Origin of the sequence: Brachybacterium sp. NBEC-018, from assembly GCF_024860185.1 — a bacterium.
Classification (GTDB): domain Bacteria; phylum Actinomycetota; class Actinomycetes; order Actinomycetales; family Dermabacteraceae; genus Brachybacterium; species Brachybacterium rhamnosum.
This window is the reverse complement of sequence record NZ_CP100650.1, coordinates 3,404,792-3,428,716: the sequence shown is the minus strand read 5'-3', so window position 1 is coordinate 3,428,716 and position 23,925 is coordinate 3,404,792. Positions and strand designations below refer to the sequence as shown.

General features: G+C 73.1%; 24 protein-coding genes. 8 read left to right on the top strand and 16 right to left on the bottom strand.

All coding sequences use genetic code 11. From position 1 onward, the window contains the following. Window positions 1-20 precede the first annotated feature (20 nt). Window positions 21-1,463 (top strand): mycothione reductase, encoded by a 1,443-nt coding sequence (locus tag NLU66_RS15580; RefSeq protein WP_259360518.1) that lies wholly within the window; start codon window positions 21-23, stop codon window positions 1,461-1,463. A gap of 42 nt (window positions 1,464-1,505) precedes the next feature. Here NLU66_RS15580 and NLU66_RS15575 read toward each other — a convergent pair whose 3' ends face one another. Next, a complete protein-coding gene (locus NLU66_RS15575) occupies window positions 1,506-3,869 on the bottom strand; it encodes an LCP family protein (RefSeq protein WP_259360517.1) in 2,364 nt (787 codons plus the stop codon). A gap of 95 nt (window positions 3,870-3,964) precedes the next feature. Between NLU66_RS15575 and NLU66_RS15570 the strand changes: the two genes are divergently transcribed. Next, a complete protein-coding gene (locus NLU66_RS15570) occupies window positions 3,965-5,425 on the top strand; it encodes a GuaB1 family IMP dehydrogenase-related protein (RefSeq protein WP_259360516.1) in 1,461 nt (486 codons plus the stop codon). A gap of 59 nt (window positions 5,426-5,484) precedes the next feature. Further along, entirely contained in the window at window positions 5,485-6,462 is a 978-nt protein-coding gene (gene galE / locus NLU66_RS15565; protein ID WP_259360515.1) for a UDP-glucose 4-epimerase GalE, read from the top strand. An 85-nt stretch (window positions 6,463-6,547) separates the two neighbouring features. Here the strand turns inward: galE and ilvA are convergent, their stop codons facing one another. The 3 genes from ilvA to NLU66_RS15550 are packed head-to-tail and all read right to left on the bottom strand — an operon-like array spanning window position 6,548 to window position 8,675. Next, complete coding sequence (ilvA, locus tag NLU66_RS15560; RefSeq protein WP_259360514.1) at window positions 6,548-7,873, bottom strand: threonine ammonia-lyase IlvA; 1,326 nt, start codon at window positions 7,871-7,873, stop codon at window positions 6,548-6,550. After that, complete coding sequence (gene ispF / locus NLU66_RS15555) at window positions 7,870-8,382, bottom strand: 2-C-methyl-D-erythritol 2,4-cyclodiphosphate synthase (protein WP_259360513.1); 513 nt, start codon at window positions 8,380-8,382, stop codon at window positions 7,870-7,872. Before ispF ends, ilvA begins: the two co-directional genes overlap by 4 nt. Beyond that, the gene (locus NLU66_RS15550; RefSeq protein ID WP_259360512.1) at window positions 8,379-8,675 is read right to left on the bottom strand and encodes a PTS sugar transporter subunit IIB; all 297 of its coding nucleotides are present in this window, start codon (window positions 8,673-8,675) and stop codon (window positions 8,379-8,381) included. Before NLU66_RS15550 ends, ispF begins: the two co-directional genes overlap by 4 nt. Before the next feature lie 112 nt (window positions 8,676-8,787). Here NLU66_RS15550 and NLU66_RS15545 point away from each other — a divergent pair, with 112 nt between their 5' ends. Continuing rightward, window positions 8,788-9,540: an IspD/TarI family cytidylyltransferase gene (locus tag NLU66_RS15545; RefSeq protein WP_259360511.1), complete on the top strand. Its 753-nt coding sequence runs from the start codon at window positions 8,788-8,790 to the stop codon at window positions 9,538-9,540. Window positions 9,541-9,550: 10 nt separating this feature from the next. Continuing rightward, window positions 9,551-9,862: a hypothetical protein gene (locus NLU66_RS15540; protein ID WP_259360510.1), complete on the top strand. Its 312-nt coding sequence runs from the start codon at window positions 9,551-9,553 to the stop codon at window positions 9,860-9,862. Between the two features lie 106 nt (window positions 9,863-9,968). On the opposite strand, the gene NLU66_RS15535 is transcribed toward NLU66_RS15540, so the two are convergent. Both NLU66_RS15535 and NLU66_RS15530 read right to left on the bottom strand, forming a co-directional pair. Further along, the gene (locus NLU66_RS15535; RefSeq protein WP_259360509.1) at window positions 9,969-10,673 is read right to left on the bottom strand and encodes an IspD/TarI family cytidylyltransferase; all 705 of its coding nucleotides are present in this window, start codon (window positions 10,671-10,673) and stop codon (window positions 9,969-9,971) included. Between the two features lie 55 nt (window positions 10,674-10,728). Continuing rightward, window positions 10,729-11,211, bottom strand: coding sequence for a CarD family transcriptional regulator (locus tag NLU66_RS15530; RefSeq protein ID WP_137771373.1), 483 nt, complete (start codon window positions 11,209-11,211; stop codon window positions 10,729-10,731). A 233-nt stretch (window positions 11,212-11,444) separates the two neighbouring features. On the opposite strand from NLU66_RS15530, the gene NLU66_RS15525 reads away from it, so the two are divergent. Then, window positions 11,445-11,996, top strand: a complete 552-nt coding sequence (locus tag NLU66_RS15525; protein ID WP_259360508.1) for a hypothetical protein — start codon at window positions 11,445-11,447, stop codon at window positions 11,994-11,996. A 102-nt stretch (window positions 11,997-12,098) separates the two neighbouring features. Here NLU66_RS15525 and NLU66_RS15520 read toward each other — a convergent pair whose 3' ends face one another. Further along, window positions 12,099-12,791: a response regulator transcription factor gene (locus NLU66_RS15520; protein ID WP_259360507.1), complete on the bottom strand. Its 693-nt coding sequence runs from the start codon at window positions 12,789-12,791 to the stop codon at window positions 12,099-12,101. Between the two features lies 1 nt (window position 12,792). After that, window positions 12,793-14,013: a sensor histidine kinase gene (locus NLU66_RS15515; protein WP_259360506.1), complete on the bottom strand. Its 1,221-nt coding sequence runs from the start codon at window positions 14,011-14,013 to the stop codon at window positions 12,793-12,795. Between the two features lie 193 nt (window positions 14,014-14,206). Between NLU66_RS15515 and phoU the strand changes: the two genes are divergently transcribed. Next, window positions 14,207-14,887, top strand: a complete 681-nt coding sequence (phoU, locus tag NLU66_RS15510) for a phosphate signaling complex protein PhoU (protein ID WP_137771369.1) — start codon at window positions 14,207-14,209, stop codon at window positions 14,885-14,887. A 90-nt stretch (window positions 14,888-14,977) separates the two neighbouring features. On the opposite strand, the gene NLU66_RS15505 is transcribed toward phoU, so the two are convergent. The 8 genes from NLU66_RS15505 to NLU66_RS15470 form a co-directional block, all read right to left on the bottom strand. Then, window positions 14,978-15,343, bottom strand: a complete 366-nt coding sequence (locus NLU66_RS15505; RefSeq protein WP_259360505.1) for a DUF4235 domain-containing protein — start codon at window positions 15,341-15,343, stop codon at window positions 14,978-14,980. Between the two features lie 45 nt (window positions 15,344-15,388). Next, complete coding sequence (locus NLU66_RS15500) at window positions 15,389-16,432, bottom strand: LCP family protein (RefSeq protein WP_259360504.1); 1,044 nt, start codon at window positions 16,430-16,432, stop codon at window positions 15,389-15,391. Between the two features lie 109 nt (window positions 16,433-16,541). Further along, on the bottom strand, window positions 16,542-17,381 hold the full coding sequence (gene trmB / locus NLU66_RS15495) for a tRNA (guanosine(46)-N7)-methyltransferase TrmB (RefSeq protein ID WP_416232167.1): 840 nt from the start codon (window positions 17,379-17,381) through the stop codon (window positions 16,542-16,544). Next, on the bottom strand, window positions 17,378-17,809 hold the full coding sequence (locus NLU66_RS15490) for a ubiquinol-cytochrome c reductase iron-sulfur subunit (RefSeq protein WP_259360503.1): 432 nt from the start codon (window positions 17,807-17,809) through the stop codon (window positions 17,378-17,380). Before NLU66_RS15490 ends, trmB begins: the two co-directional genes overlap by 4 nt. 38 nt (window positions 17,810-17,847) lie before the next feature. Further along, window positions 17,848-18,414, bottom strand: a complete 567-nt coding sequence (def, locus tag NLU66_RS15485) for a peptide deformylase (RefSeq protein WP_137771365.1) — start codon at window positions 18,412-18,414, stop codon at window positions 17,848-17,850. Continuing rightward, complete coding sequence (locus NLU66_RS15480; protein ID WP_259360502.1) at window positions 18,411-19,559, bottom strand: YihY/virulence factor BrkB family protein; 1,149 nt, start codon at window positions 19,557-19,559, stop codon at window positions 18,411-18,413. Before NLU66_RS15480 ends, def begins: the two co-directional genes overlap by 4 nt. A 73-nt stretch (window positions 19,560-19,632) precedes the next feature. Next, window positions 19,633-22,176 (bottom strand): glycoside hydrolase family 65 protein, encoded by a 2,544-nt coding sequence (locus tag NLU66_RS15475; protein ID WP_259360501.1) that lies wholly within the window; start codon window positions 22,174-22,176, stop codon window positions 19,633-19,635. Beyond that, a complete protein-coding gene (locus NLU66_RS15470; protein WP_416232166.1) occupies window positions 22,173-22,955 on the bottom strand; it encodes an HAD family hydrolase in 783 nt (260 codons plus the stop codon). Before NLU66_RS15470 ends, NLU66_RS15475 begins: the two co-directional genes overlap by 4 nt. 190 nt (window positions 22,956-23,145) lie before the next feature. Here NLU66_RS15470 and NLU66_RS15465 point away from each other — a divergent pair, with 190 nt between their 5' ends. After that, complete coding sequence (locus NLU66_RS15465) at window positions 23,146-23,919, top strand: SRPBCC domain-containing protein (RefSeq protein ID WP_259360499.1); 774 nt, start codon at window positions 23,146-23,148, stop codon at window positions 23,917-23,919. The last annotated feature ends 6 nt before the right edge of the window (window positions 23,920-23,925 follow it).

The window sequence follows — 23,925 nt, the reverse complement described above, 5'->3', positions numbered from 1 at the left end:
CGGCGGACTAGCCTGGCACGGTGAACGCGCAGACCCATTACGACATCGCCCTCATCGGCTCCGGCTCGGTGAACTCCTTCCCGGGACCGGACCTCGCGGGCCGCAGCATCGTGCAGATCGACCGCGGGGTGGGCCCGCAGGCCGTCTTCGGCGGCACCTGCCTGAACCTCGGCTGCATCCCCACGAAGATGTTCGTGCGCACCGCGGATCTCGCGCTCGCGCCGTCGGAGTCCGCCGCGCTCGGTGTGCGCGAGCGGCTCGAGGGCGTGGACTGGCCCGCGATCCGGGACCGGATCTTCGGCCGGATCGACCCGATCTCCGCGGGCGGCGAGGAGTACCGCGCCTCCCACGAGGACAATGCGAACCTCACCCTGCTGCGCGGCGAGGCCCGCTTCACGGGCCCGAAGACCCTGCGGGTCGAGCTCGCGGACGGCACCACCCGTGAGATCACCGCGGACACGATCGTCCTCGGCGCCGGCTCCCGCCCCGAGATCCCCGCGATCGACGGGCTCGCCGACGCCGCCCCGCAGACCTCCGACACGGTCATGCGGATGGACGCGCTGCCCGCCTCGATGCTGATCCTCGGCTCGGGGATCATCGCCGTCGAGTTCGCGCACGTGCTCGACGCGCTCGGCGTGGACGTCACCCTCGTCGCCCGCTCGCAGCGGGTGCTGCGCGCGGCCGACGCCGACGTCTCCGCCCGGCTCACCGAGATCCTCGGCGGCCGGATCCGGCTCGAGACGGGCCTGGACACGACCTCCGTGCGCCGCACCGAGGGCGGTGTCGAGCTGCGCGGCACGCGCGGCCGGGAGGAGGTGGTCCTGCAGGCGGAGGACGTGCTCGTCGCGACCGGTCGGCGTCCCAACTCCGACCGGCTCGACGTGGCCGCCGGCGGGATCGGCCTCGCCGAGGGCGGCCGGGTCGCCGTGGACGCCTACCAGCGGGTGCTCGACCCGGAGGGCCAGGTCCTCCCCGGCGTGTGGGCGCTCGGGGACATCTCGAGCCCCGATCAGCTCAAGCACGTCGCGAACCATCAGCTGCGGATCGTGCGGCACAACGTGCTGCACCCGGAGGAGATGCGCCGCTCCGACGAGATGCCCGTGCCCTTCGGCGTCTTCACCCATCCCCAGGTGGCCTGGGTGGGGGTGGACGAGGAGACGGCCCGCGCGGAGGCCGAGCGCTCCGGCCGCGAGATCCGCGTCGCCGTGCAGGAGTACGCCTCGATCGCCTACGGCTGGGCGATGGAGGACACCACCGGGTTCCTCAAGCTCGTCGTGGACGCGGAGTCCACGGCGATCCTCGGCGCGCAGATCATCGGCCCGGAGGCGACCTCGCTCATCCAGCTGCTCGTGCAGGCGATGAGCACAGGGCAGACGGCCCGGGACCTCGCGCGCACCCAGTACTGGATCCACCCGGCGATGCCGGAGCTCGTGGAGAACGCCCTGCTGCAGGTCGCTGACTGACCCGTCCCCGTCACCGGGGAGGGCCGGGGGAGGACCCGTCGGTCAGTTCCCCTCCTCGGCCCCCGGCAGGCAGGACTTCAGCGGGTCCTGCTCGATCACCGGGGCGGCGGACTCGCTCGAGGTCTCGTCCTCCGAGGAGGAGGACTCCTCCTCGGAGGACGTGGCCTCCTCGGTCGTGGTCTCCTCCTCCTCGGCGGAGGAGCTGGACTCCTGGTCCGGGGCGGCGCCCGTCTCCGCGGGCTCCGTGGAGCCTGCCTTCGTCTCCCCGGTCACGGACTGCGCACCGGTGGACTGCATGGAGTCCTCGATCGAGGCCTGGGTCCACTTCTTGAGGTAGTCCCAGTCGGCGTCGTAGCTCGGCGTGACGTCCTGCGTGATCGGGTAGGACTTGAAGCCCGCGTCCTTGATCCGCAGGGCGAGCTCGGCGAAGGCGTCGATGTCCGAGGTCGGGATGTCGGTGACGATGTTGTTCTCGGTCGCCGTGACGAGGCCCGGGATCGACATGGCGAGCGTCGCCGGGTTGGACTCCTCGGTGACCACGCGCACCATGCGCTGCTGGCGGCACATGCGGTTGAAGTCGTCGGAGCCCTCACGGGAGCGGGCGTACCAGAGGGCGTGGTAGCCGTCGAGGTGCTGCTGGCCGGGCTCGATGTACCCGGTGATCGGGTATTTGCCGCCCGTGGCCTGGTTGGTGCCGCCGCCGATCGGGATGCGGCGCTCCACGACCATGTCCACGCCGCCGATCGCGTTGACCATGTCCTCGAAGCCCTGCAGATTCACCTGCGCGTAGTAGTCGGTCTTCAGGCCGAGGGTCTCCTCGACGGCCCAGGTGGTCGCGGTGAGACCGGGGCTGTCGTCCCCGGGGAAGAGGTCCTTGTTCTCCTCCGCCCAGGTCCACACGGCGTTGATGAGGTTCTGGTTCTTCCCGTAGTAGTCGAAGCCGTCGGGGAACTTCTCGGCGGCGACTGTGCCCTCGGGGAAGCGCACCTTCTCGAGGTTGCGGGGGATCGAGAAGAGGGCCGTCTTGCCGGTCGCGGTGTCCACGGAGGCGACCATGATCGTGTCCGGTCGGGTGCCCGTGCGGTCCTGCCCGGCGTCCTGGCCGAGCATGAGGATGTTGATGCGCCCGACGCCGGCCCACGGGTCCTCGCCGTCCGCGAGGGTGGAGGAGCCCGAGCGGGAGAACACGGAGTCGGAGCCGAGCAGCCCCTGGGTCGCCCACAGCGACTGGACGCCGCGGCCGAAGGGCAGGCCGACGGCGATCACCATGACGGCGGCGAGGCCGAGCGCGACGAACCGGCGCCGGCGCTCGAGCCGCTGCGCCGTGGAGTGCGCGAGGGCGGCGAGGACGATCTGCACCATCCACACGATCATCGCGACCGCGGCGGCGACGAGCAGGGCGATCAGCACGCCGCGGTGGGTGACGAGCTTGACGCCCGTGCGCAGGGGGTCGCCGAGCAGCAGGAAGGCCGCGACGCCGAGGACGACGGCGGCGAGCACGCCGAGCAGCACCCAGCCGAGCTTCCGCATCCGGGTCGTGACCAGGCCCAGGCCCGGCAGCACCGTGGTGCCGACCGTCCAGGCGGCCACGCGTCCCAGGCTCCCGCCGCGGCGGGAGGGCTCGGGGCGCTCGTCGCGAGGGCCCCGATCCGAGGGAGGCTCGTCCCCGGAGCCGGAGCCGGAGCCGGAGCCGGAGCCGGAGCCGGAGCTCGCGGCCGCGGCGGAGCCGGCGGCGGCTGCGGGAGCGGCGGCGGTGACGTCGGCCGGGCGCGAGGGCTCTCGCGGGGGGACGGCGCCGCGCTCGGCGGCCGCGGCGGGACGGCCGGCGGTGGACCAGGCGTCGTGCTCCTCTGTGGGCTCGGGGGAGGAGGCCGCCGCCGCGAGATCGTGCTCGGCGGCGATCGGGCGCGCCGCGCGCCGGCCGTGGCCGGTGCGACGCGCCGGGGGGACGGCGGACCCGCTGGGGTCGGCGACGGGCGCCGCAGCGCTAGTCGGGCTCCCGGAGGGTGCGACGGGGTCCGCGGCCGGGCGGAGGGGCTCCGTGGGCGGTTCGGCGGAGGCCGCCGGCGCGACGGGACGGGAGGAGGCCGCGGGGCGATCGCCGTGCTCGCCCCGGTCGGCGTGCGCGGTCCGATCGGCGTGCACCGTCGGATCGGCGGGCGCGCTCGCTGCGGTCCGCCCACCCTGTGCGGCCTGGTCGACCGGTGTGCTCGGCGCGGCGGGGTCGACGGGATCCGCGCCGCGATCGGCGGGGGCGTCCACCCAGGTGCGGGGGGACGTGCCGAACGCCTGCTCCCGGTTCTGCCGGGCGACGTCGGGAGGGAGGGGGCGGGACGAGTCGCGGCGGACCGGCTGCTGATGCCGGCCTCCACGACGATTCCTGCGCCACGAGGCCGAATCCGTCATACGGGCCATCCTAGGTTCTCCCTCTGCAGGACCCGGGACGCGCCTGTGAGGGGATCGTGGAGGTCGCAGGGATCCGGGATCCCTATCCTGAGGACATGCGCCTCATCCACACCCCGTCGACGGACCTCACCTACGACGACTGCTTCTTCCTCCCCGCCCGCTCCGACGTCACCTCCCGGTTCGACGTGGACCTCGCGAGCGACGACGGCACCGGCACCACGATCCCCCTGGTCGCGGCCAATATGACCGCCGTCTCCGGCCGCCGGATGGCCGAGACGATGGCGCGCCGCGGCGGCCTCGCCGTGCTCCCGCAGGACCTCTCCGCGGAGCGCATCGACTCGATCGTCCGCTCGCTGAAGACCCGAGACCTGCTTGTCGACCACCCGCTCACCCTCACCGCCGACGCCACCCTCGGCCAGGCCGCGTCGCTGCTGCCCAAGCGGCCCCACGGCGTCGTCGTCGTCGTGGACGGGGAGCGTCGCCCGCTCGGCGTCGTCGGCCCCGAGGAGATCGCGGGCCGGGACTCCTTCGCCGCCGTCGGCGACCAGCTCGCCGCGGACGTGCTCGTGCTCCGTCCCGCGGATCTCGAGGCGGAGCCCGCGGCGCTGCACGCCCGGATCGCCGCGACCCACCACGACGCGGCCGTCGTCGTCACCGAGGACGGCGTGCTCCAGGGCGTGCTCACCGCGACCGGCGTGCTCCGCTCCACGATCTACCGCCCGGCGACCGACGCCGAGGGCCGCCTCCGCGTCGCCGTCGCCGTCGGCATCAACGCCGACGTCGCCTCCCGCGTCACCGACCTCGTCGCCGCCGGCACCGACGTCATCGTCCTGGACACCGCCCATGGCCACCAGGACAAGATGATCGAGGCGCTCCGCACCGCGCGCGCCGTGCTCGGCCCCTCCGAGGGGACTCCCGTCCGGCTCGTCGCCGGCAACATCGTCACCGCCGAGGGGACGCGCGAGCTCATCGAGGCCGGCGCCGACATCGTCAAGGTGGGTGTGGGTCCGGGCGCCATGTGCACGACCCGCATGATGACCGGCGTCGGCCGGCCTCAGTTCTCCGCCGTGCTCGAGTGCGCCGCCGAGGCCGCCCGCCACGGGAAGCACGTGTGGGCGGACGGCGGCGTGCGCCACCCCCGCGACGTGGCCCTCGCGCTCGCCGCGGGCGCCTCGAACGTCATGATCGGCTCCTGGTTCGCGGGGACCTTCGAGTCGCCCGGCGAGATGCGCACCGACGAGCACGGCCGCCGCTACAAGGAGAGCTTCGGCATGGCCTCCAAGCGGGCCGTCTCCCACCGCACCGCGCACGAGGACGCCTTCGCCCGGGCCCGCAAGGGCCTGTTCGAGGAGGGCATCTCGAGCTCGCGCATGTACCTCGCGGAGGGCTCCGGCAGCGTCGAGGGGCTCATCGACGAGATCACCGCCGGCGTGCGCTCCTCCTACACCTACGCCGGCGCGCGCAGCACGCCCGAGTTCCGTGACCGCGCGGTGATCGGCCTGCAGGGCGCGGCGGGCTACGCCGAGGGCCGGCCGCTCTCCAGCTCCTGGACCTGACGCCCGACCGGGGAGCGGCAAGGCCGCCGCTCCCCGGGCGACCCGGTAGGCTCGCGCCCATGACGACTCTCGTGATCGGTGGTGCCGGGTACATCGGGTCGCACGTGGTGCGGCTCCTCCTCGACAAGGGGGAGCGGGTGATCGTCGTCGACGACCTGTCGACCGGCTTCCGCTCCCGTACGGAGGGGGCCGAGCTGCTCGAGCTCGACGTGACCCTCCCCGACGCGGTCGAGAAGCTCGCCTTCGCCCTGCGCTCCTCGGGCGCCGACTCCGTGATCCACTTCGCCGCCCACAAGCAGGTCGGCGAGTCCGTCGCGAACCCGGAGATGTACTGGCACGACAACGTCGGCGGCCTCGCCAACGTGCTCGCCGCCTGCGCGAGCGCCGAGGTGCGCGACGTGGTCTTCTCCTCCTCCGCCGCCGTCTACGGCGTGCCCGACGTCGACCTCGTCACCGAGGACCTCGCCCCGCAGCCCATCAACCCCTACGGCGCGACCAAGTACGTGGGGGAGTGGATGCTCGCCGACGCCGAGCGCGCCCACGACATGCGCACCGTCGCCCTGCGCTACTTCAACGTCGCCGGGGCCGGCTGGCCGGAGCTCGCCGACACCCAGGTCATGAATCTGGTGCCGATCATCCTCAACGCCCTCGAGAAGGGGCGCACGCCCACCGTCTTCGGCGACGACTACGACACCCCGGACGGCACCTGCATCCGCGACTACGTGCACGTGCTGGACCTCGCCCACGCCCACATCGCGGCGCTGGACTACCTGCGCGGCGAGGAGCGCCCGCACCGCGTCTTCAACGTCGGGACCGGCGAGGGCTCGAGCGTGCTCGAGGTCATCGACGCGGTCGCCCGCGTCAAGGGCATCGACATCACCCCGGAGATCGGCCCGCGCCGTGCGGGCGACCCCGCCCGCCTGATCTGCTCCGGCGACCGGATCGCGCAGCACCTGGGGTGGAAGTCCGAGCACGGGCTCGAGGACATCGTCCGCTCCGCGGTTGAGGCCCGCGCCCAGGGCGTCGACCCGTCCTGATCACCGCGCCCGCAGCACGACGACGGCGCCGGTCCCCTCGGGGTCCGGCGCCGTCGTCCGTCCCGGCGAGTCCGGGCCGCGGTGATCAGGTGAGGTAGCGGTAGATCGGGTCGTGCGGGTCGATCCGCTCGATCTGCATCTGGGAGGCGGCCATCCGTCCCATGAGCGGCTCGAGATCGGCGCGGGAGCCGATCTCGACGCCCACCAGGGCCGGGCCCTCCTCGCGGTTGTTGCGCTTGATGTAGTCGAACAGGACGATGTCGTCGTCCGGCCCGAGCACGCGGTCCAGGAAGCGCCGCAGCGCCCCCGGCTCCTGCGGGAAGGTCACGAGGAAGTAGTGCTTGAGCCCCTCGTGGACGAGGGAGCGCTCGACGATCTCCGTGTACCGCGAGACGTCGTTGTTGCCGCCGGAGACGACGACGATGACGTCACCCTCCCCGTCCTCGTCCGCGGTGAGGCCGCGGACCGCCCCGGTCGCGACGGCCGCGGCGGCGAGGGCGCCTGCCGGCTCGGTGATGATCCCGTCCACCTGGTAGAGCGAGAGCATCTCGGTGCACACGGCGCCCTCGTCGACGCTCAGCAGCTCCGGCTCGATCGCCTGGACCATGCGCAGCGGCCCCGCGCCCACACGGCGCACGGCGGCGCCGTCGACGAAGCGGTCGAGCTCGCGCAGGGTCACCGGGTGGCCCGCGCGCACGGCGGCCGCCATGGACACGGCCCCGGCGGGCTCGACGCCGACGATGCGCATCGTCGGCGTGCGCTCGCGCAGCCAGGCCCCGCAGCCGCCCAGCAGACCGCCGCCGCCCACGGGCAGCACCATGGTCGACGCCTCGCGGCCGTGCTCGTGGCGCAGCTGCTCGACCGCCTCGAGGGCCACGGTGCCCTGGCCGGCCATGATCGTCGGATGGTCGAAGGGCGGCACCGTCACGGCGCCCGTCCGCTCGGCGTCGTCCGCCGCGGCGGAGGCGGCGTCGTCGAAGGTGTCCCCGGTGAGGACGAGCTCGACGAGGTCGCCGCCGATCGCGACGATCCGGTCCCGCTTCTGGCGCGGGGTGGTGCCGGGCACGTAGATGCGGCCGCGGATGCCGAGCTCGCGGCACGAGCGGGCGACGCCCTGCGCGTGGTTCCCGGCGCTCGCGGCGACGACGCCCGCGGCGCGGGACTCCTCGTCCAGCGCGGCCATGAACAGGTGGGCGCCCCGCAGCTTGTACGAGCGCACGGACTGCAGGTCCTCGCGCTTGAGCCACACGGGCACCCCGGCGATCTCGCTGAGCCGCTCCGAGCGGTGCAGGGGCGTGCGGCGCAGCACGGGGGCGAGGGTCGCCGCGGCGGCCTCGACGTCCTCCGCGGTGAGCGGGAGGGGACCGGCGGCCTGGTCGGCCTGCTGCTCGTGGGGGGAGGGCGCGGTCACGGGCGGGGCTCCTCGGGGTCGGTGGGCACCGGGACGACGAGCGCGGTCGCGATCGCGGCGACCCCCTCGCCGCGGCCGGTCAGGCCCAGGCCGTCGGTCGTGGTGCCCGAGACGGAGACCGGTGCGCCGGCGGCGGCCGCCATGGCCGCCTCCGCCTCGGCGCGACGACGGGAGATCGGGGGACGGTTGCCGATCACCTGGACGGAGACGTTGCCGATCCGGAAGCCGGCGGCGGTGACGAGCCGCGCGGCCTCCGCGAGCAGGGTCGTGCCCGCCGCGCCGGCCCACTCGGGCCGATCGGTGCCGAAGTGCGCGCCGAGGTCGCCGATGCCGGCGGCGGCGAACAGCGCGTCGCAGGCCGCGTGGCAGGCGACGTCCGCGTCGGAATGGCCGACGAGACCTCGCTCACCGTCCCACCGCAGCCCGGCGATCCACAGCTCCCGGTCGGAGCCCGCGGGCGCGAGGGCGTGGACGTCCGTGCCGGTGCCCACGCGGGGCAGCGCGGTCATCGCGGCGTGCTCTCGAGACGGTCGAGGATCGCGTCGAGATCGGTGTAGGTCAGCGCGGGGTTCGTGCCGAGCAGCAGCGGCATCCCGTTGACGCGGGGGATGCCGAGGGTCGAGGGGAGGTCGACGGTGGAGACCACGACATCGGCCGTGAACTGGGGGGAGAGCAGGTCGATCACGGTGGACTGGACCACCTCCGCGTCCCCGGTGCGGTGCGCGAGGTGGTCGCGCACCTGCTGGGCGATGAGGGCGGAGGTGGCGATCCCCGCCCCGCAGACGACGGCGATCGTGAGCATGCGTGCTCCTGGTGCTCGAGGGAGGGCGAGAGGTGCCCCGGGACGATCCTCGATTCTTCCATGCCCGGCGGGGTCGGTCCACGCGGCGCCGCTCGCCGTCTACGATGCCGGGGTGAGCCAGTCCCGCCGTCACCGCCCCTCCCGCCTGCGCGGGCGGGCCGCGGGCATCGTGCTCGCCGGGGGATCCGGGACGCGGGTGGGCGCCGGCATCAACAAGGCCTTCCTGCCGCTCGCGGGGCGCAGCATCGCCAGCTGGGGGCTCAACACGCTGGGATCGGTCGACGGCGTGGGACTGCTGGTCTTCGTGGTCCGGCCCGACGACCTCGAGCACGCGCGCTTCGTCGCCTCGCGGGAGAGCGCGCACCACCTCGAGATCATCACCGGCGGCGACACCCGCCAGGAGTCCGAGCTGCTGGCCCTGCGCCATCTCGCGGACAGGATCGACCACGGCGTCATCGACACGGTGCTGATCCATGACGCGGCGCGCCCGCTCGTCTCCCACGGCCTGGCCGCGGCGGTGCTGCACGCGGCCCGCGAGGCCGGGGGAGCAGTGCCGGGCATCCCGGCCGAGGGGATCGCCCCGGTGGACGGCCCGGACGCCCTCGCGACGGGCGCCTTCTCCCCGGACTCCCTGCTGCGCGTGCAGACCCCGCAGGGCTTCGACGCGGCGACGATCCTGGACGCGTACGAGCAGGCGGCCCGGGACGGCTTCGTGGGCACGGACACGGCGTCCTGCGCCGAGGAGTACACGGACATCCCCGTCACCTGGGTGCGCGGCGAGGAGACCAACTTCAAGATCACCTATGCGCAGGATCTGCTCCTGGCCCAGGACGTCGTCACCGCGCTAGGTTTGAGATCCGTGTGAGGAGGGGATGATGGCCGTCGAGGAGAGCTTCCTGCGCTGCACCGCATGCGACCAGGAGGCGGAGCACGTGGTGATTTACGCCGGTCGCTTCGTCTCCGAGATCCAGTGCACCGGGTGCGGAGCGGTCACCAAGCTCGACGTGAGCGACGAGTACCTTCCGGACCTCCGCCAGCGGATCTCGAGCAAGCCCGGCCGGCTCCTGCGCCGCCTGTGCGCGGATCCCGGTGAGCTCGCGAGCACCCTGCCCGTGCGCACGCTCTCGAAGCCGGCGCGGATGGTGGAGGAGTTCCGGACGGTCTGGCGCTCGCGTCGCAGCCGGTGACGGAGCGCTCGCGCCGACGGGGCTGACGGAGCGCTCGCGCCGACGGGGCTGACGGAGCGCTCGCGGCGCCGGGGATGACCGAGCGGGTCCCGCGGTGACGCCGCGCTCAGGTGCGGCGGGCGAGACCCTGCCGCGAGGTGGTGTCGCGGGCGAGGCCCAGCGAGATCTGCGCCTGCCACAGCGTGAGACGGTCCACGACCGCGAAGCCGTCGTGCGAGCCGTGCATGGTCCGCACGTCCCCGCCGCCGGCGAGCACGGCGAGGATCTCGTCCTCCGGGGCGTCGGCACCGGTGCCGACCGCACCGGCCATGCGGGCCGTCGCCGCGCGGAGCGCCTCGCGGCGCAGCAGCCGGGGGCTCTGGAGGACGGCGAGGGTGCTGCGGTCGATGTTGCGCAGCCCCGCGCTCCCGGCCTCCTTGACGGAGTCCGTCATGGCGACGGTGGGCACGACGGCGTCCACGCCGTCGACGAGGGCCGCCATCACCTCCCGGTGCGCGGAGGCGGGGGTGAGGGCGCGCTCGGCGTCGTGCAGGAGCAGGGCCGGCTCGTCGCACGCCTCGAGCGCGGCGAGGATCTGGTCGCGGCGGGAGCCGTCGCGGGGGACGAGCACCGCTCCGTGCGGCAGCGTGCCCTCGAGCCGCACGGCGATCGCCGAGGGCGCCACCACCACAGCGGGCGGCGGGCACACCTCGGCGAGTGTTCCCAGGAGCCGGTCCACGAGCCGGGAGCCGCCCAGGAGCTGCAGGGCGGGGGCAGTGGTCGCGCCCCGCTCCTCGGGCCCCGAGGGGGCCACGAGGACGACAGGGCGCACCGCTGCTCCGGCGCGGGGGACGGGCACGGAGGGAGGCGGGTTCAGGGCCGCGCCTTCAGGAGGCGAGGACCTCGTCGAGGATCGACTCGGCGCTGGACTCGTCGGTCTTCTCGGCGAGGGCGAGCTCGGAGACGAGGATCTGACGGGCCTTGGCGAGCATGCGCTTCTCCCCGGCGGAGAGACCGCGGTCCTGGTCGCGGCGCCAGAGGTCGCGCACGACCTCGGCGACCTTCTTCACATCGCCGGAGGCCAGCTTCTCGACGTTCGCCTTGTAGCGGCGGGACCAGTTGGTGGGCTCCTCCGTGTACGGCAGGCGGAGGACCTCGAAGACCTCGTCGAGGCCCTTCTTGTCGACCACGTCACGGACGCCGACCATGTCGACGTTGTCGGCCGGGACCTCGATGGTCAGATCGCCCTGGGCGACCTTGAGCTTGAGGTAGGTGCGTTCCTCGCCCTTGATGGTGCGGGTCTTCACCTCCTCGATGAGGGCTGCACCGTGGTGCGGGTAGACGACGGTCTCGCCGACGACAAAGTTCATGTGTCTGGTCCCCTTTCCGCGGAACAGTCTATCACCGACCACCTGTGCTACTCTTCGCGCGCTCATGCCCGCTAGCAGGTGAGAGGGCCCGGCATGATGTCCGACCCGACGCCCGGCCGAGCGCCCGGCCCGGCCGGCACCGTGCCCGGAGGGGGTGTCCGAGTGCGGTACCCTGGCAGGGCTGTCCCTGCCCCTCCCCGTCGTGCCTGCAGTGCACCGAACAGGAGTTCCCCGTGCGTCGTCCCCGCCGACTCGTGCTCTCCGTCGCCGCCCTCGGCCTCGTCGCCGCGGCCTCCGGCTGCTCCTACTTCAACCCGGTGCAGACGCACGACTTCTACCAGGCGGCCGACGGCACCAACGCCAACCTCGAGCAGGACTCCGGCGCCCTCGCGGCGGGCGTGCGCAACGCGATCGTCGTCGTCGACGACTCCGGCAGCGCCGAGCTCCGCGGCTCCGCGGTCAACTACCTCGAGGACGACATCACCCTCGACCTCGAGGGCTCCGTCGACGGCGCCTCCGCCTTCACCGCGTCCGTCGCCGTCCCCGCCGGCGGCTCCGTCGAGCTGGGCCCGGGCGAGGGCGAGCAGGCCGTGGACATCGCCGCGCTCGACGTCGCCCCCGGCGACATCATGCAGCTGACGGTCACGCTGGACGGCGAGTCCACCGAGATCTCGCTGCCCGTCACCGACACGACGCTCGCCTACTACCAGGACTCGAGCACGGACCCCAACGGCGAGGGCGCGGCCTCGGACGGCGGCGGCGCCTCCGACGGCGGCGAGGGCTGAACCGCCTCGCACCAGGTATGACGAAGGGCCCCCGGGATCACCCGGGGGCCCTTCGTCGTCGCCGGGCCCGTCGGCCGGCAGCCCTGCGCGGTCCCTGCGCGGTCAGGCGCCGGTGGACTCGAACTTGTAGCCCAGGCCGCGCACGGTCACGAGGTGCACGGGGTTCTTCGGGTCGTCCTCGATCTTCGCGCGCAGCCGCTTTACGTGCACGTCGAGGGTCTTCGTGTCGCCCACGTAGTTCGCGCCCCACACCCGGTCGATCAGCTGACCGCGGGTGAGCACCCGGTCGACGTTCCGCAGCAGCATCTCCAGCAGCTCGAACTCCTTGAGCGGGAGCGCGACGTCCGTGCCGTGCACCTGCACCACGTGCCGCTCCACGTCCATCATGATGTGGCCCGCGGTGAGCGTCGCGGACTCCTCGGACTCCGCGCCGTCGCTCCCGCGACGCAGCACCGCCTTGATCCGGGCGAGCAGCTCGCGCGAGGAGTACGGCTTCGTGACGTAGTCGTCCGCGCCGAGCTCGAGCCCCAGCACCTTGTCGAACTCGTCGTCCTTCGCGGTGAGCATGATGACCGGCACGGAGGAGGTGCGGCGGATCTCGCGGCACACCTCGGTGCCGCTCATGCCCGGGAGCATGAGGTCCAGGAGCACCAGATCCGCCCCGTGCGCGGAGAAGATCCTCAGGCCGTCCGTGCCGTTGTCCGCCACGGCGACCTCGTACCCCTCCTTCCGGAGCGAGTAGGAGAGGGGATCGGAGAACGACTCCTCGTCCTCGACGATCAGGATGCGCGTCATCTCAATGTCCCTTCCGTGGGGTCTGCTGGGGATCCGAGGGCCGCGACGGGGGCGTCGCCCCGCTGACGGTGACGGCGCCGGTGCGCCCCATCTCGGGGAGGCGGAGGGTGAAGGTGGAGCCCTGCCCGGCCATGGACCAGGCGGTCACCTCCCCGCCGTGGTCGGTCGCGATGTGCTTGACGATGGCCAGGCCCAGCCCGGAGCCGCCCGTCGCGCGGGACCGTGCCCGGTCCACGCGGAAGAAGCGCTCGAAGACGCGCTCCAGGTTCTCCTTGGAGATGCCCATGCCCTGGTCCTTCACCGACAGCTCGACCATGCCCTGGTCACGCCGCACGGAGATCCCCACCCGGGTGTCCGGCTCGGAGTAGCTGATGGCGTTGGAGACGAGGTTCGACAGCGCGGTCGTGAGCATCGAGGCGGAGCCGAACACGCGCAGACCGCCCGTGCCGCCCGTGACCACCTCGATGCGGGAGCCCAGGGCGAAGTTCCGGTTCAGCGCGACCGCCTCGGCGACGACGTCGTCGATCTCGACGGGCTCGGCGTCCGGCAGCGCGGAGGTGCCCTGCACGCGGGAGAGCTCGATGATCTCCTGGACCAGGTGGCCCAGCCGGCGGGACTCCGTCTGCATCCGCTCCGCGAAGCGGCGCACCGCGTCGGGATCCTCCGCGGCGTCCTCCATCGTCTCGGCGAGCAGGGTGATCGCCCCGACCGGGGTCTTCAGCTCGTGGGACACGTTCGCCACGAAGTCGCGGCGGGTCTCCTCGACGCGCACGGCGCGGGTGAGGTCGTCGGCGAGCAGCAGCACACCCGTCTCGCCGAGCGCACCGATGCGCACGTCGATCACGGCGTCGTCGTCCTCCTGGCCGGAGCGGCGCAGGGAGAGGCGCTCGTCGCGCCAGCCTCCCCCGCGGCCGACGTCGGCCGCGAGCTCGAGCAGCTCGGGGCTCGCGAGGCGCGGGTAGTCGTTCCCGGAGGCGCGGACGATGCCGTAGGAGTAGGCCAGAGGCGAGGCGCGCAGCACGTCGCCGCTCGCGTCGAGCACGACGTACGCCGAGCGCAGGATCGTGAGCACCTCGGCGACCTGCTCGGGGAGCGTCCCGGGGGAGTCGGCCTCGGCGCGCTCGCGCTCGCGGCCCTCGGAGCGGTGCATCGCGTACATCGCGGCGCACCCGATCACGAGGCCGGTGAGACCGGCGAGCAGGAGGAGGACGGAGAGCGGCACCGGTACAGCCTATTGCCGATAGGGTGATGACTCGCTCCTGCCCCGCACCTCGAGCGGTGCAGGGACCAGGAGTTCACCGGGACTCCGCCTCGAGTTCACCCCACGGCGATCGCTGTTCATCCGCCATTGCCAGACTCGACGGTCGGGGAACCCCCTACTTCCCGCTCGGAACCGGCATCAGGAGTGTGCACACATGCGCGAGGCGTACCAGAGCGACCTGCGTCATCTCGTCGACGACCTTCTCGACATGGCGTCCCTCGTCAGCTCCGCGCTCGAGGACGCCACCACGGCGCTGCTCGAGGGCGACCTCGGACTGGCGGAGCGGGTCATCGCCGCGGATCCCCACATCGATCAGCGCCAGTACGACCTCGACACCAAGATCGTCGAGCTGCTCGCGCGCCAGAACCCCGTGGCCGGCGACCTCCGCCTGCTCGTCTCCTCGCTGCGCATGAGCTCCTCGCTCGAGCGCATGGGCGACCTCTGCGGCCACATCGCGCTCACCGCACGCCGCACCCACCCCGAGCCGGCCGTCCCCGAGCAGCACCACGCGCAGATCCGCGAGATGGCGCGTCTCGCCGGCGAGGCGCTCGCCAACGCCTCGACCGTGATCGCCGAGCGCGACCTCGCCCTCGCCGCACGGGTCGAGGAGGAGGACGAGAAGATCGATGCGCTCCTCCAGGAGGTCGCGCGCGAGCTCGCGAAGGGCGGCGAGGCGTACACCAACGCGCAGATCGCCGACATGACGCTGCTCATCCGGTTCTACGAGCGGATCGGCGACCACGCCGTCTCCCTCGTGCGCCGCATCGGCTTCCTCGTCACCGGCGACTCGATCGACACCCTCAGCGGCGGCGGGACCGAGGTCTCGGAGATCTGAGCGCAGATCTGAGCGCGCCGCCCCGCGTGCAGGAGCGCCCGTCCCCCGGAAGGGGACGGGCGCTCCGTGCATCGGGGGCGGTCGCCGGGATCAGCCCCGGTTCGCGCGGGGGCGGCGGGAGACGACCCGCTCGGTGCCCTTCTTCGCGTACTGCTGGGCGAGCTGCTTGAAGCCCTGCAGCAGGACGCCGGAGATCAGCGTCCACAGCATGACCTTCCAGACGGGCTGCTCGTCCATCGGGTCGCGGATCTCGTCGATCTCCGCCTTGCTCAGCCCGTCCTTCTTCGCCTGCTTGCGGCGGGCGGCGGTGTCCTTCTTCGAGGCGCGGTTCGCCTTGACGGTGGGGGCGTCCTCACCGAACACCGCGCCCCATCCGGAGCGCGCGGCCCTCGATCCCACCTGCGCGGCGAGGATGCCGGCGATCGGGACGACGATCTTCACGAGCGGATTGGCCACGGGGATCCTCCTGCGGGGTCAGTGGGGTTAGCGGGGGCGGCGGGGTCAGCCGTTACTGACGTGGTCAGCGTAGTACGAGGACATGGTGTCCTCGCGCAGAGCGGTGCGGAGCAGGTCCATCGCCTCCTCGTCGGTCCCGACCACGCTCGCGCCGCCGCTCGTGGTGTAGGGGCCCGAGTTCGGCACGGCGAGGTAGTGGATGTCGCCGCTGCGGATCGAGCGCAGCGACAGGCCCAGCTCGATCATGGCGCCCGAGTCGAGGCCGTCGTCGGTCGTCATGTACGGGGCGATCGTCGAGATCGTGTCGCGCAGCTTCGCCGGGTCGGTGAGGGTGTCCGCGCTGATGAGCTTCGAGATGATCCCCTGCAGGACGGCCTGCTGGTTCCGGTTGCGCTGGAAGTCGCCCTCGGAGAACTGCTTGCGGGCGCGGACGAAGGCGAGCGCCTCCTCGCCGTTCAGGTGCTGGGTGCCCTCGGTGTACTGGTGGCCGTCGGCCTCGAAGTCCTCGGGGACCTTCACGTCCACCCCGTCGAGGGTGTCGACGAGCCCCTGGATGCCCTCGAAGTCGATGAGCGCCACGTGGTCGACCGGCACGCCCGTGTAGTTCTCGACGGTGGTCACGGCGAGGCTCACGCCGCCGTAGGCGAGCGCGGAGTTGATGCGGCCCTTGCCGTGGCCGGGGATGTCCACGTACAGGTCGCGCGGGAAGGAGGTCACGTAGGCCTCCTTGTTGTCCGCAGAGATGTGCACGAGCATCATCACGTCGGAGCGCTGGCCGCTCACGTTCTCGGCCTTCGCGTCCTCCTCGCTGCGCTTGTCCGAGCCCAGCAGCAGGAAGTTGCGGCCCTGGCCGTCCTCGGGACGCTCGCCATCCGAGGCGCCGCGGGAGATGGACACGGTGGTGACCTTCTCGTAGGCCGAGCGCAGCGAGTTGAGGTAGGCGCCCACGGCGATGACCGCTCCGAGCACGAGCACGCCGGCGAGGCCCAGCGCGATGAGCGCGAAGCGGCGGCTGCGACGGGCACGGGGATCCGGCTCGGAGTCGTCCTCCCAGTCGGAGGGCAACTGAAGGTCGTCGGGGGCGTTCATGAGGGCTCGCTCTCGTCCGGTGCCGAAGGGGGAGAAGATCGGGTGCGGGTCGGTCCGACCTCGCAACGGCAGTCGGCGCGCTCCCGCGACGTGGCCGCAGGAACCGCGCTCACGGCGCAGGGGTGTACGCCAGATCCCATACTAGGCGTCCGGCACGGGCGCCCTTGTTCTCGAAGCTGGTCTTCACACGACCCTCGAATCTGGGCGCCCAGCCCTTCACAGGGAGGTCCTCGGGCACGGGATCGGCGGCCTCCCCCTCCGGGCGCGGCCCGTCGGGGTGGAGGCTGCGCAGCCGAGGATCCGCGTCGAGCACCTGCCGCATGTGGTGCGCGTACTGGGCCCAGTCCGTCGCGAGGCGGAGCACGGCGCCGGGCGCGAGCAGCGGGAGCATCGCGTCGAGGAACGGCGGGTTCACGAGGCGTCGCTTGTGGTGGCGGGACTTGTGCCACGGATCGGGGAAGAACACCCACAGCTCCTGCACCGACCCGGCCGGCAGCAGCACGGGCAGCGACCGCTGGGCGTCCAGGGGGAGCAGGCGCACGTTGCCCGGCAGCCCCGCCCGCTCGATCCGGTCGAGGGTCTGGGCGAGCCCCGGCAGGTACACCTCGACCGCGAGGTGGTCCCGCTCCGGATGCGCCGCCGCGGCCGCGGCGATGTTCTCGCCGAGCCCGCTGCCCACCTCGATCACGAGCGGCGCGCGCCGCCCGAAGATGCTCTCGAGGTCGAGGGAGACGCCCTCCTCCGGGAGCGTGTCCCGCTCGCCGCGCGGGAGGTCCAGCACGTAGCGCCCGGCGAGGCGGTCCCAGGCGTCCTGGCGGCTCGTCGAGAGCCGTGCCCCGCGGCGCACGAAGGAGACGACGTCCCGCGACGGGCGCCCGGCCGATGCGGTGGCCTCCGCGGGAGCGTCCGCGGAGGCGGATCCCTCGCGGCCGCCGTCGGGCACGGTCACGAGGTCACGCGGCGCACCGCGCCGTCCTCGACGCTCACGGCGACCTCCGGGAGGTGCGTCGTCGCCGGGCCGCGCAGCACCTCGCCGGTGAGGGCGTCGAAGCGCGAGCCGTGGCACGGGCAGTCGAGCTCCTCCTCGTGCTGCGCCAGGGCGCAGCCGTTGTGGGTGCAGTAGCCGGAGAAGCCGGAGACGTCCTCGCCGTCACCGCGCACGAGCAGCACGAAGGGGCGCTCCCCGCCGAAGTTCACGAGCGCCGCGCCGTTCTCGGGGACGTCGGTCAGCGGGACCGAGCCGTCCTCCTGGGCGCGGATCGGCTCGGCGTCGCCGAAGCCCTCGTCCTGCGGGGCGCAGGCGGCGAGGGCGCCGAGGCCGGCGACGGAGGCGGGGAGGGCGAGCGCACGGCGGCGCGACAGGCAGGGACGATCCATGCCCGCAGGATAGTGCGCCCACCTGAGCGAGGAGGAGCTCAGACCTCCTCGGCGAGGCGCTCCCGCGGGTCCCAGGTGAGGATCCCGCGAGCACGCCAGGCGCGGGCGGTGACGGCGTCGAGCGCCTCGCGGCGCCGGGCGGGGGAGAGGCGGTCCAGGTACAGGGAGCCGTCGAGGTGGTCCACCTCGTGCTGCAGGCAGCGCGCGAGCACCCCGCCCTCGTCCTCGACGACGACCTCCTGGCCGTCCAGATCCGTGCCCGTCACCCGGGCGCCGCGATGACGCGCCGTGGCGAAGCCCTCACCGGGCACCGAGAGGCAGCCCTCGAGGGTCTCCTCGTCGAGGTCCAGCGGTCCCCACCGCTCGAGCCGCGGGTTGATGACGACCCCGCGGCGCAGCTCCCCCGAGGCGTCCTTGCAGGAGTACACGAACAGCCGCCAGCGCGAGCCGACCTGGGTGGCCGCGAGTCCCGCGCCCTTCGCGGCGTCGTTGGTCTCGAACATGTCCGCGACGAGGGTGCGGAGGTCCTCGGTGACCTCGCGGACCTTCTTCGTGCGCTGCTCGAGGGCGCGGTGGCCGATGATCGTGATCGGACGGACGCTCATGCGGCGGGGTCTCCTGGTGTGCTCTGGCCGATCCCCTCACGCGGGTCCTCGGCGTCGGTGCTGGTAATGCGGTGGTGCTGGGGCGGGTTGACCGCCGTGATCGCGGTGGACTCGGCCACCCACGCCGATCTCGCGCGGGTCAGCGGCTCGCCGGTGCGGGCGGCGATCGCGACCTCCCGGCCGATCGCCTCGGCCTGCTCCGCGTCCTGGGCGAGGAAGTCGAGGGTGTGGGTCGCGTGGGCGTCCAGCACGATCGTGTGCCACGCGTCGAGGCCCGCGGCGATCTGGCGCGCCCGCAGGAACTCGGCGTCGAGCGCGGCCCCCGCGACGATGACGATGTTCGCGACCCACAGCAGCAGCAGGATGCCGATCAGGCCGTTGAGGACGGTGAGGACCTCCGCGAAGCTCGTCACGAGCGCGGCGAGGCGGCCCGCCAGCAGCGCCGCGCCGAAGAGCACGAGGACGGACACCGTCGAGCCGAGCGTCATGAGCCGGTAGCGCGGAAGGCGCACGTTCGGGAACAGGTAGTAGGCCATCGACACCCCGATGACGAGCAGCACGAGCAGGATCGGCCACTTCACGAGGTTCCACGCCTCGAAGGCGAAGCGGGGGATGCCCACGATCTCGCCGAGCGCCTGTGAGGCCTCGTTGCCGATCACGAGGATGCCGAGGGCCAGCAGCACGAGGGTGACGATGACGACCGTCTCCCCGAACACGATCGTGCGGAACCACAGGAAGGGGCGCCCCTCGCGGGTGTCGTACACGCGGTGCAGCGCCCGGTGGAAGGCGGCGACGCCGTTCGAGGCGCTCACGAGGGAGCCGGCGGTGCCGACGACCAGCCCGATCACGCCGCCGTTCGTCGTGGACACCGCGATGATCGCGTCGACGAACGGATCCGGGTCGAAGGTCGGGAAGATCTCCCGGATCGCGACCGCCGCGGCGTCCAGCGGCTCCTGCTCGATGCCGAGCATCGACATGAGGGACACCGCCGCGACCGCCCCGGGGAACAGCGACAGCAGCGTGTAGAAGGTCATCGTCCCCGCGACGTCCCACACCTGGATGTCGAGCAGCCGCATCCGCACCCGGTTCAGGACGTGCCAGATCGTCAGCCGCGGTCGCACGTACTCGCGCTGGTCGGCGGCCATGGTCCTCCTCCGGGGCGTGACGTGCGGGTGCGCTGGGAGCCTACGTCAGCGCGGGACCGTGGCCGGGGAGCGCTCAGGCCTCCTCGATGATGTCGTCGGGATCGGTGTGCACCGGGTACTCCCACGGGTCCTCGGGATCGGCGGGCACCGCGGAGGTGACGATGGTGCCGTCCGCGCGCCGGTCCCCGACGCCGACGGGCGTGGCCAGCACGGCGTCGTCCAGCACCGGGCCCTGGTCCGCGAGCGGCACGGTCGCGCCGTCGGCCGTCACGCGCACGCTCTCGCCGCGCACCGTGACCTCGACCTCCTCGCCCGTCTCGAGGGTGAAGGAGATCTCCTCGGGGCGCAGGCGCACCCGGAAGCGGGAGCCGCGCAGGGTGAGCGGGAAGTCCAGCCCCTCCCAGCCCTCCGGGAGGCGGGGGTCGAAGGCGAGCGCGCCGTCCTCGTGCCGCATGCCGCCGAAGCCGTGCACGAGGGCGTTCCACACGCCGCCGGCGGAGGCGATGTGCACGCCGTCGCCGGTGTTGTGGTGGAGGTTGCCGAGGTCCACGAAGAGCCCGGCGCGGAAGTAGTCCAGCGCCGCCTTCTGGTGGCCGACCTCCGCCGCGATGATCGACTGCACGACCGCGGAGAGCGAGGAGTCGCCCGTGGTGATCGGGTCGTAGTACTCGAAGTCCGCGCGCTTCTCCTCCGCGGTGAACTCGCTGCCGCGCAGGAACAGCGCGAGCACGACGTCCGCCTGCTTGAGCACCTGGAAGCGGTAGATCACGAGCGGGTGGTAGTGCAGCAGCAGCGGGAACGCCTCGTCCGGGGTCGAGGAGAGGTCCCAGACCTCTCGCTCGAGGAAGGCGTCCTCCTGGAGATGGATGCCGAGGGCGTCGTCCTTCGCGATGAACATGCCGTCCGCGCACGCGTCCCACTGGTCCAGCTCCTTCTCGTCGAGCTCGAGCTCGACGGTGAGCGCCTCGTACGCCGACGCGTCCGCCTCGCGCAGCTCGCGCACGGCGCGGGCCGCCCGGCGCAGGGTGTGGCGGGCCATCACGTTCGTGAACATGTTGTTGTTGACGACGGCCGTGTACTCGTCCGGGCCGGTCACGCCGTGGATGTGGAAGATCGCGTCGCCCTGGGCGGTGACCCGCCAGAACCCGAGGTCCGCGAACATCCGCGCGGTCTCCACGAGCACCCGCACCCCGTCGCGGTGCTGGAAGTCGGTGTCCCCGGTGACGTCCACGTACTGGGCGAAGGCATAGGCGATGTCCGCGTCGATGTGGTACTGCGCGGTGCCCGCCGCGTAGTAGGCGGAGGCCTCCTCGCCGTTGATCGTGCGCCACGGGAACAGCGCGCCGCGCTGGTTCAGCTCCCGCGCGCGCTCCCGCGCCTTGGGCAGCAGGTGGGTGCGGAAGCGCAGGGCGTTGCGCGCCCACTCCGGTGAGGTGAACGTGAGGAACGGGACCACGTACACCTCGGTGTCCCAGAAGTAGTGGCCCTCGTAGCCGGAGCCCGTGAGACCCTTCGCCGGGATGCCCCACTGGTCCGATCGCGCCGAGGCCTGCGCGAGCTGGAACAGGCACCAGCGGGTGGCCTGCTGCTCCGCGGGCTGTCCCGGCAGCTCGACGTCGCTGCGCAGCCAGAAGTCCTCGAGGTAGCGGCGCTGGTCCTCGAACTGCGCGTCGAAGCCCTCCTCGCGGATCCGGTCCAGGGTGCGCCGGCAGCGGTCGAAGAGCTCCCGGTGGGGGACCGTGCGGGAGGAGTGGTACGAGATCGCCTTGCGGACCGTGATCCGCTGGCCGGTGCCGAGGTGGGCGCGGGCCACCATCCGCCCGCGGTCCGGCGTGGTCTCCAGGAAGCGGTCCACCTCGATGTCGGCGTCGATGTCGTGGTCCGCGCCCACGGCGAGGGACATGCGGCTCGAGACGGTGCGGTAGCCCAGCAGCATGCGGCGCTCGCTGTGGGTGTCCTCCTGCGGCTCGAGCACCCGGTGGGTGAAGGCGGTGGTCTGGCGCGGGTCGTCCTTGTCGGTGAGCGCGCCGCTCACGCCCTGGCCGAAGTCGTCGGCGGTGTCCTCGCGGTTGATGATCTGGGAGGAGATCGCGATCGGCGCGGAGCCGTCGAGCATCTCCACCTCGAGCGTCATGAGCGCGAGGTGCCGCTGGGTGAAGGAGACCATGCGGGAGGTGCGCACCCGCACGCGCTTCCCGGCCGGGGTGCGCCACACGAGATCGCGGCGCAGCACGCCCTCGCGGAAGTCGATCCAGCGCTCGTACTCGAGCAGGTCGGCGGTGTTCAGCAGCAGCGGCTCGTCGTCCACGTACAGCTTCATCACCGTGGAGTCCGGCACCGAGACCATGGTCTGCCCCGTGCGGGCGAAGCCGAAGGCGGACTCCGCGTGGTGGATGTCCCAGGTCTCGTGGAAGCCGTTGAGGAAGGTGCCGTGGGCGTGCGCGTCGCGGCCCTCCACGGGCGTGCCGCGCATGCCGAGGTAGCCGTTCGCGGTCGCGAAGAGCGTCTCCTTGAGCGCCTGGTCCCCGCCGGGGCGGGACTCGACGAGGCGCCACGGGTCCACCGGGAGGTGGGTGCGGTCCACCGGATCCGCGGGCACGGAGCGCAGGCGGCTCATCGGCCGGACTCCGTCGCGTCCGACGAGGCGGAGGGGACGAGCGCGTCGAGGTCGTCGACCACTCGGGTCGCTCCCGCGCCGCGCAGCTCCTCGTGGCCGGCCCCGCGGTCCACGCCGACGACGGCGCCGAAGCCGCCCGCGGCGCCCGCGGCGACGCCGGAGACCGCGTCCTCGTAGACGACGGCGTCGCCGACGGCGACGCCCAGCAGCTCGGCGGCGCGCACGAAGGTGTCCGGCGCGGGCTTGCCCGGCAGCCCCTCGGCGGCGGCGACCATGCCGTCGACGACGACCTCGAAGCGCTCGCGCAGCCCTGCGCCCCGCAGCACCTCCTCGGCGTTGCGGGAGGAGGAGACCACGGCGAGGCGCGCACCGGCGGGCAGCGCGTCGAGGTAGGCGACGGTGCCCGGGTACGGGGCGACGCCCTCGGTGCGGATCAGCGCGAGCACGCGATCGTTCTTGCGGTTGCCGAGCCCGCGCACGGTCTCCTCGCCGGCGGCCTGGTCCGCAGGGTCGTCGTCGGCGCCCTCGGGGATCGTGATCCCTCGGGAGGCGAGCAGCTCGCGCACGCCGTCGTAGCGGGGACGGCCGTCCACGTGCGCGAAGTAGTCGCGCTCCGTGTAGGGCTCCTCGACGCCGCGGCTGCGCAGGAAGGCGTCGAACATCTCGGCCCAGGCGCGCATGTGCACCTCGGCGGTCGGGGTGATCACCCCGTCCAGGTCGAAGAGATGAGCGGTGAAGTCGGGTTCGGGGCGGGTCTGCTCGGCATTCACCCGGTCCATGCTAGAGGCAGTGCGCGCCCCGACGGGAGGTCGGCGCGGCGGTGCGCCGAGCTGTGACCTGCAGGGAGCGGAGCCCCTGTGCGCGACGGCACGGGGTCTGTGCGGGAGGTGCGGCCGTGGGCTACTCTCGCTCCGTCCGCGCCCGCGCCACGGCGCCGGTGCGGAGCGGTGACGACTCTTCGAGGAGACCATGACGACCCTGCGGTCGCAGACCGTGACGGACGCGGTGCGACGAGCGCTCGAGATCGACGACCTGGGGGAGCAGCTGCGGCTGCGGCTCTCCCTCTCCACGGCCGTGGACCTGGCCCCCGCACGCCTCTGGCCGCTGCTCACCACCCCCGACGGCCTCGCCTCCTGGTACGGACCCGTGCAGGGGCAGCTCGGCGAGGGCGGGCGGTTCGCGCTGCCCGCCGCCGAGGGATCCCTGCTCGCCCTCACCGGCCCCGAGCCCGTCGAGGGCAGCGTGCTCGAGGTCGAGGGCCCCCACCGCCTCGTCCTCTCCTGGGAGCGCGGGGGCCGCACCGACCTCCTGACGCTGCTGCTGGACCCCGAGGACGACGGCACCACCTCGCTCGTGCTCACGCACACCCTCGTGCGGGAGCGCGCCGACGTCGAGGAGCGCGGACCCGGCGTATGGGCCGTGGGCTGGGAGCTGATGCTGCTCGCCCTCGCGGCGGAGACCGACGGCTGGCGCAGCACCTGCCGCTCCCGTCCCGAGCGTCCCACCGGGACCTGGCTCGCGGGCGAGGGCGGCGCCGACGCCCTCGAGGCCTGGGCCGTCCGCTGGGCGGCCGAGGCGCTCGCCGCGGGGCTCGACGAGGAGCAGGTGCGGCGCGGCGAGGAGGCGACCCGCGCATCCGTGGGTCCCGGCGGCCCCGCCGCCCATGCCGTCCCCGGGCCGCCGGTCGCCGGCGCCGGGCGGACCGCGCTCCCGCTCACCGCCGCCCGTCGCCCCGGCGCCTGAGGAGGC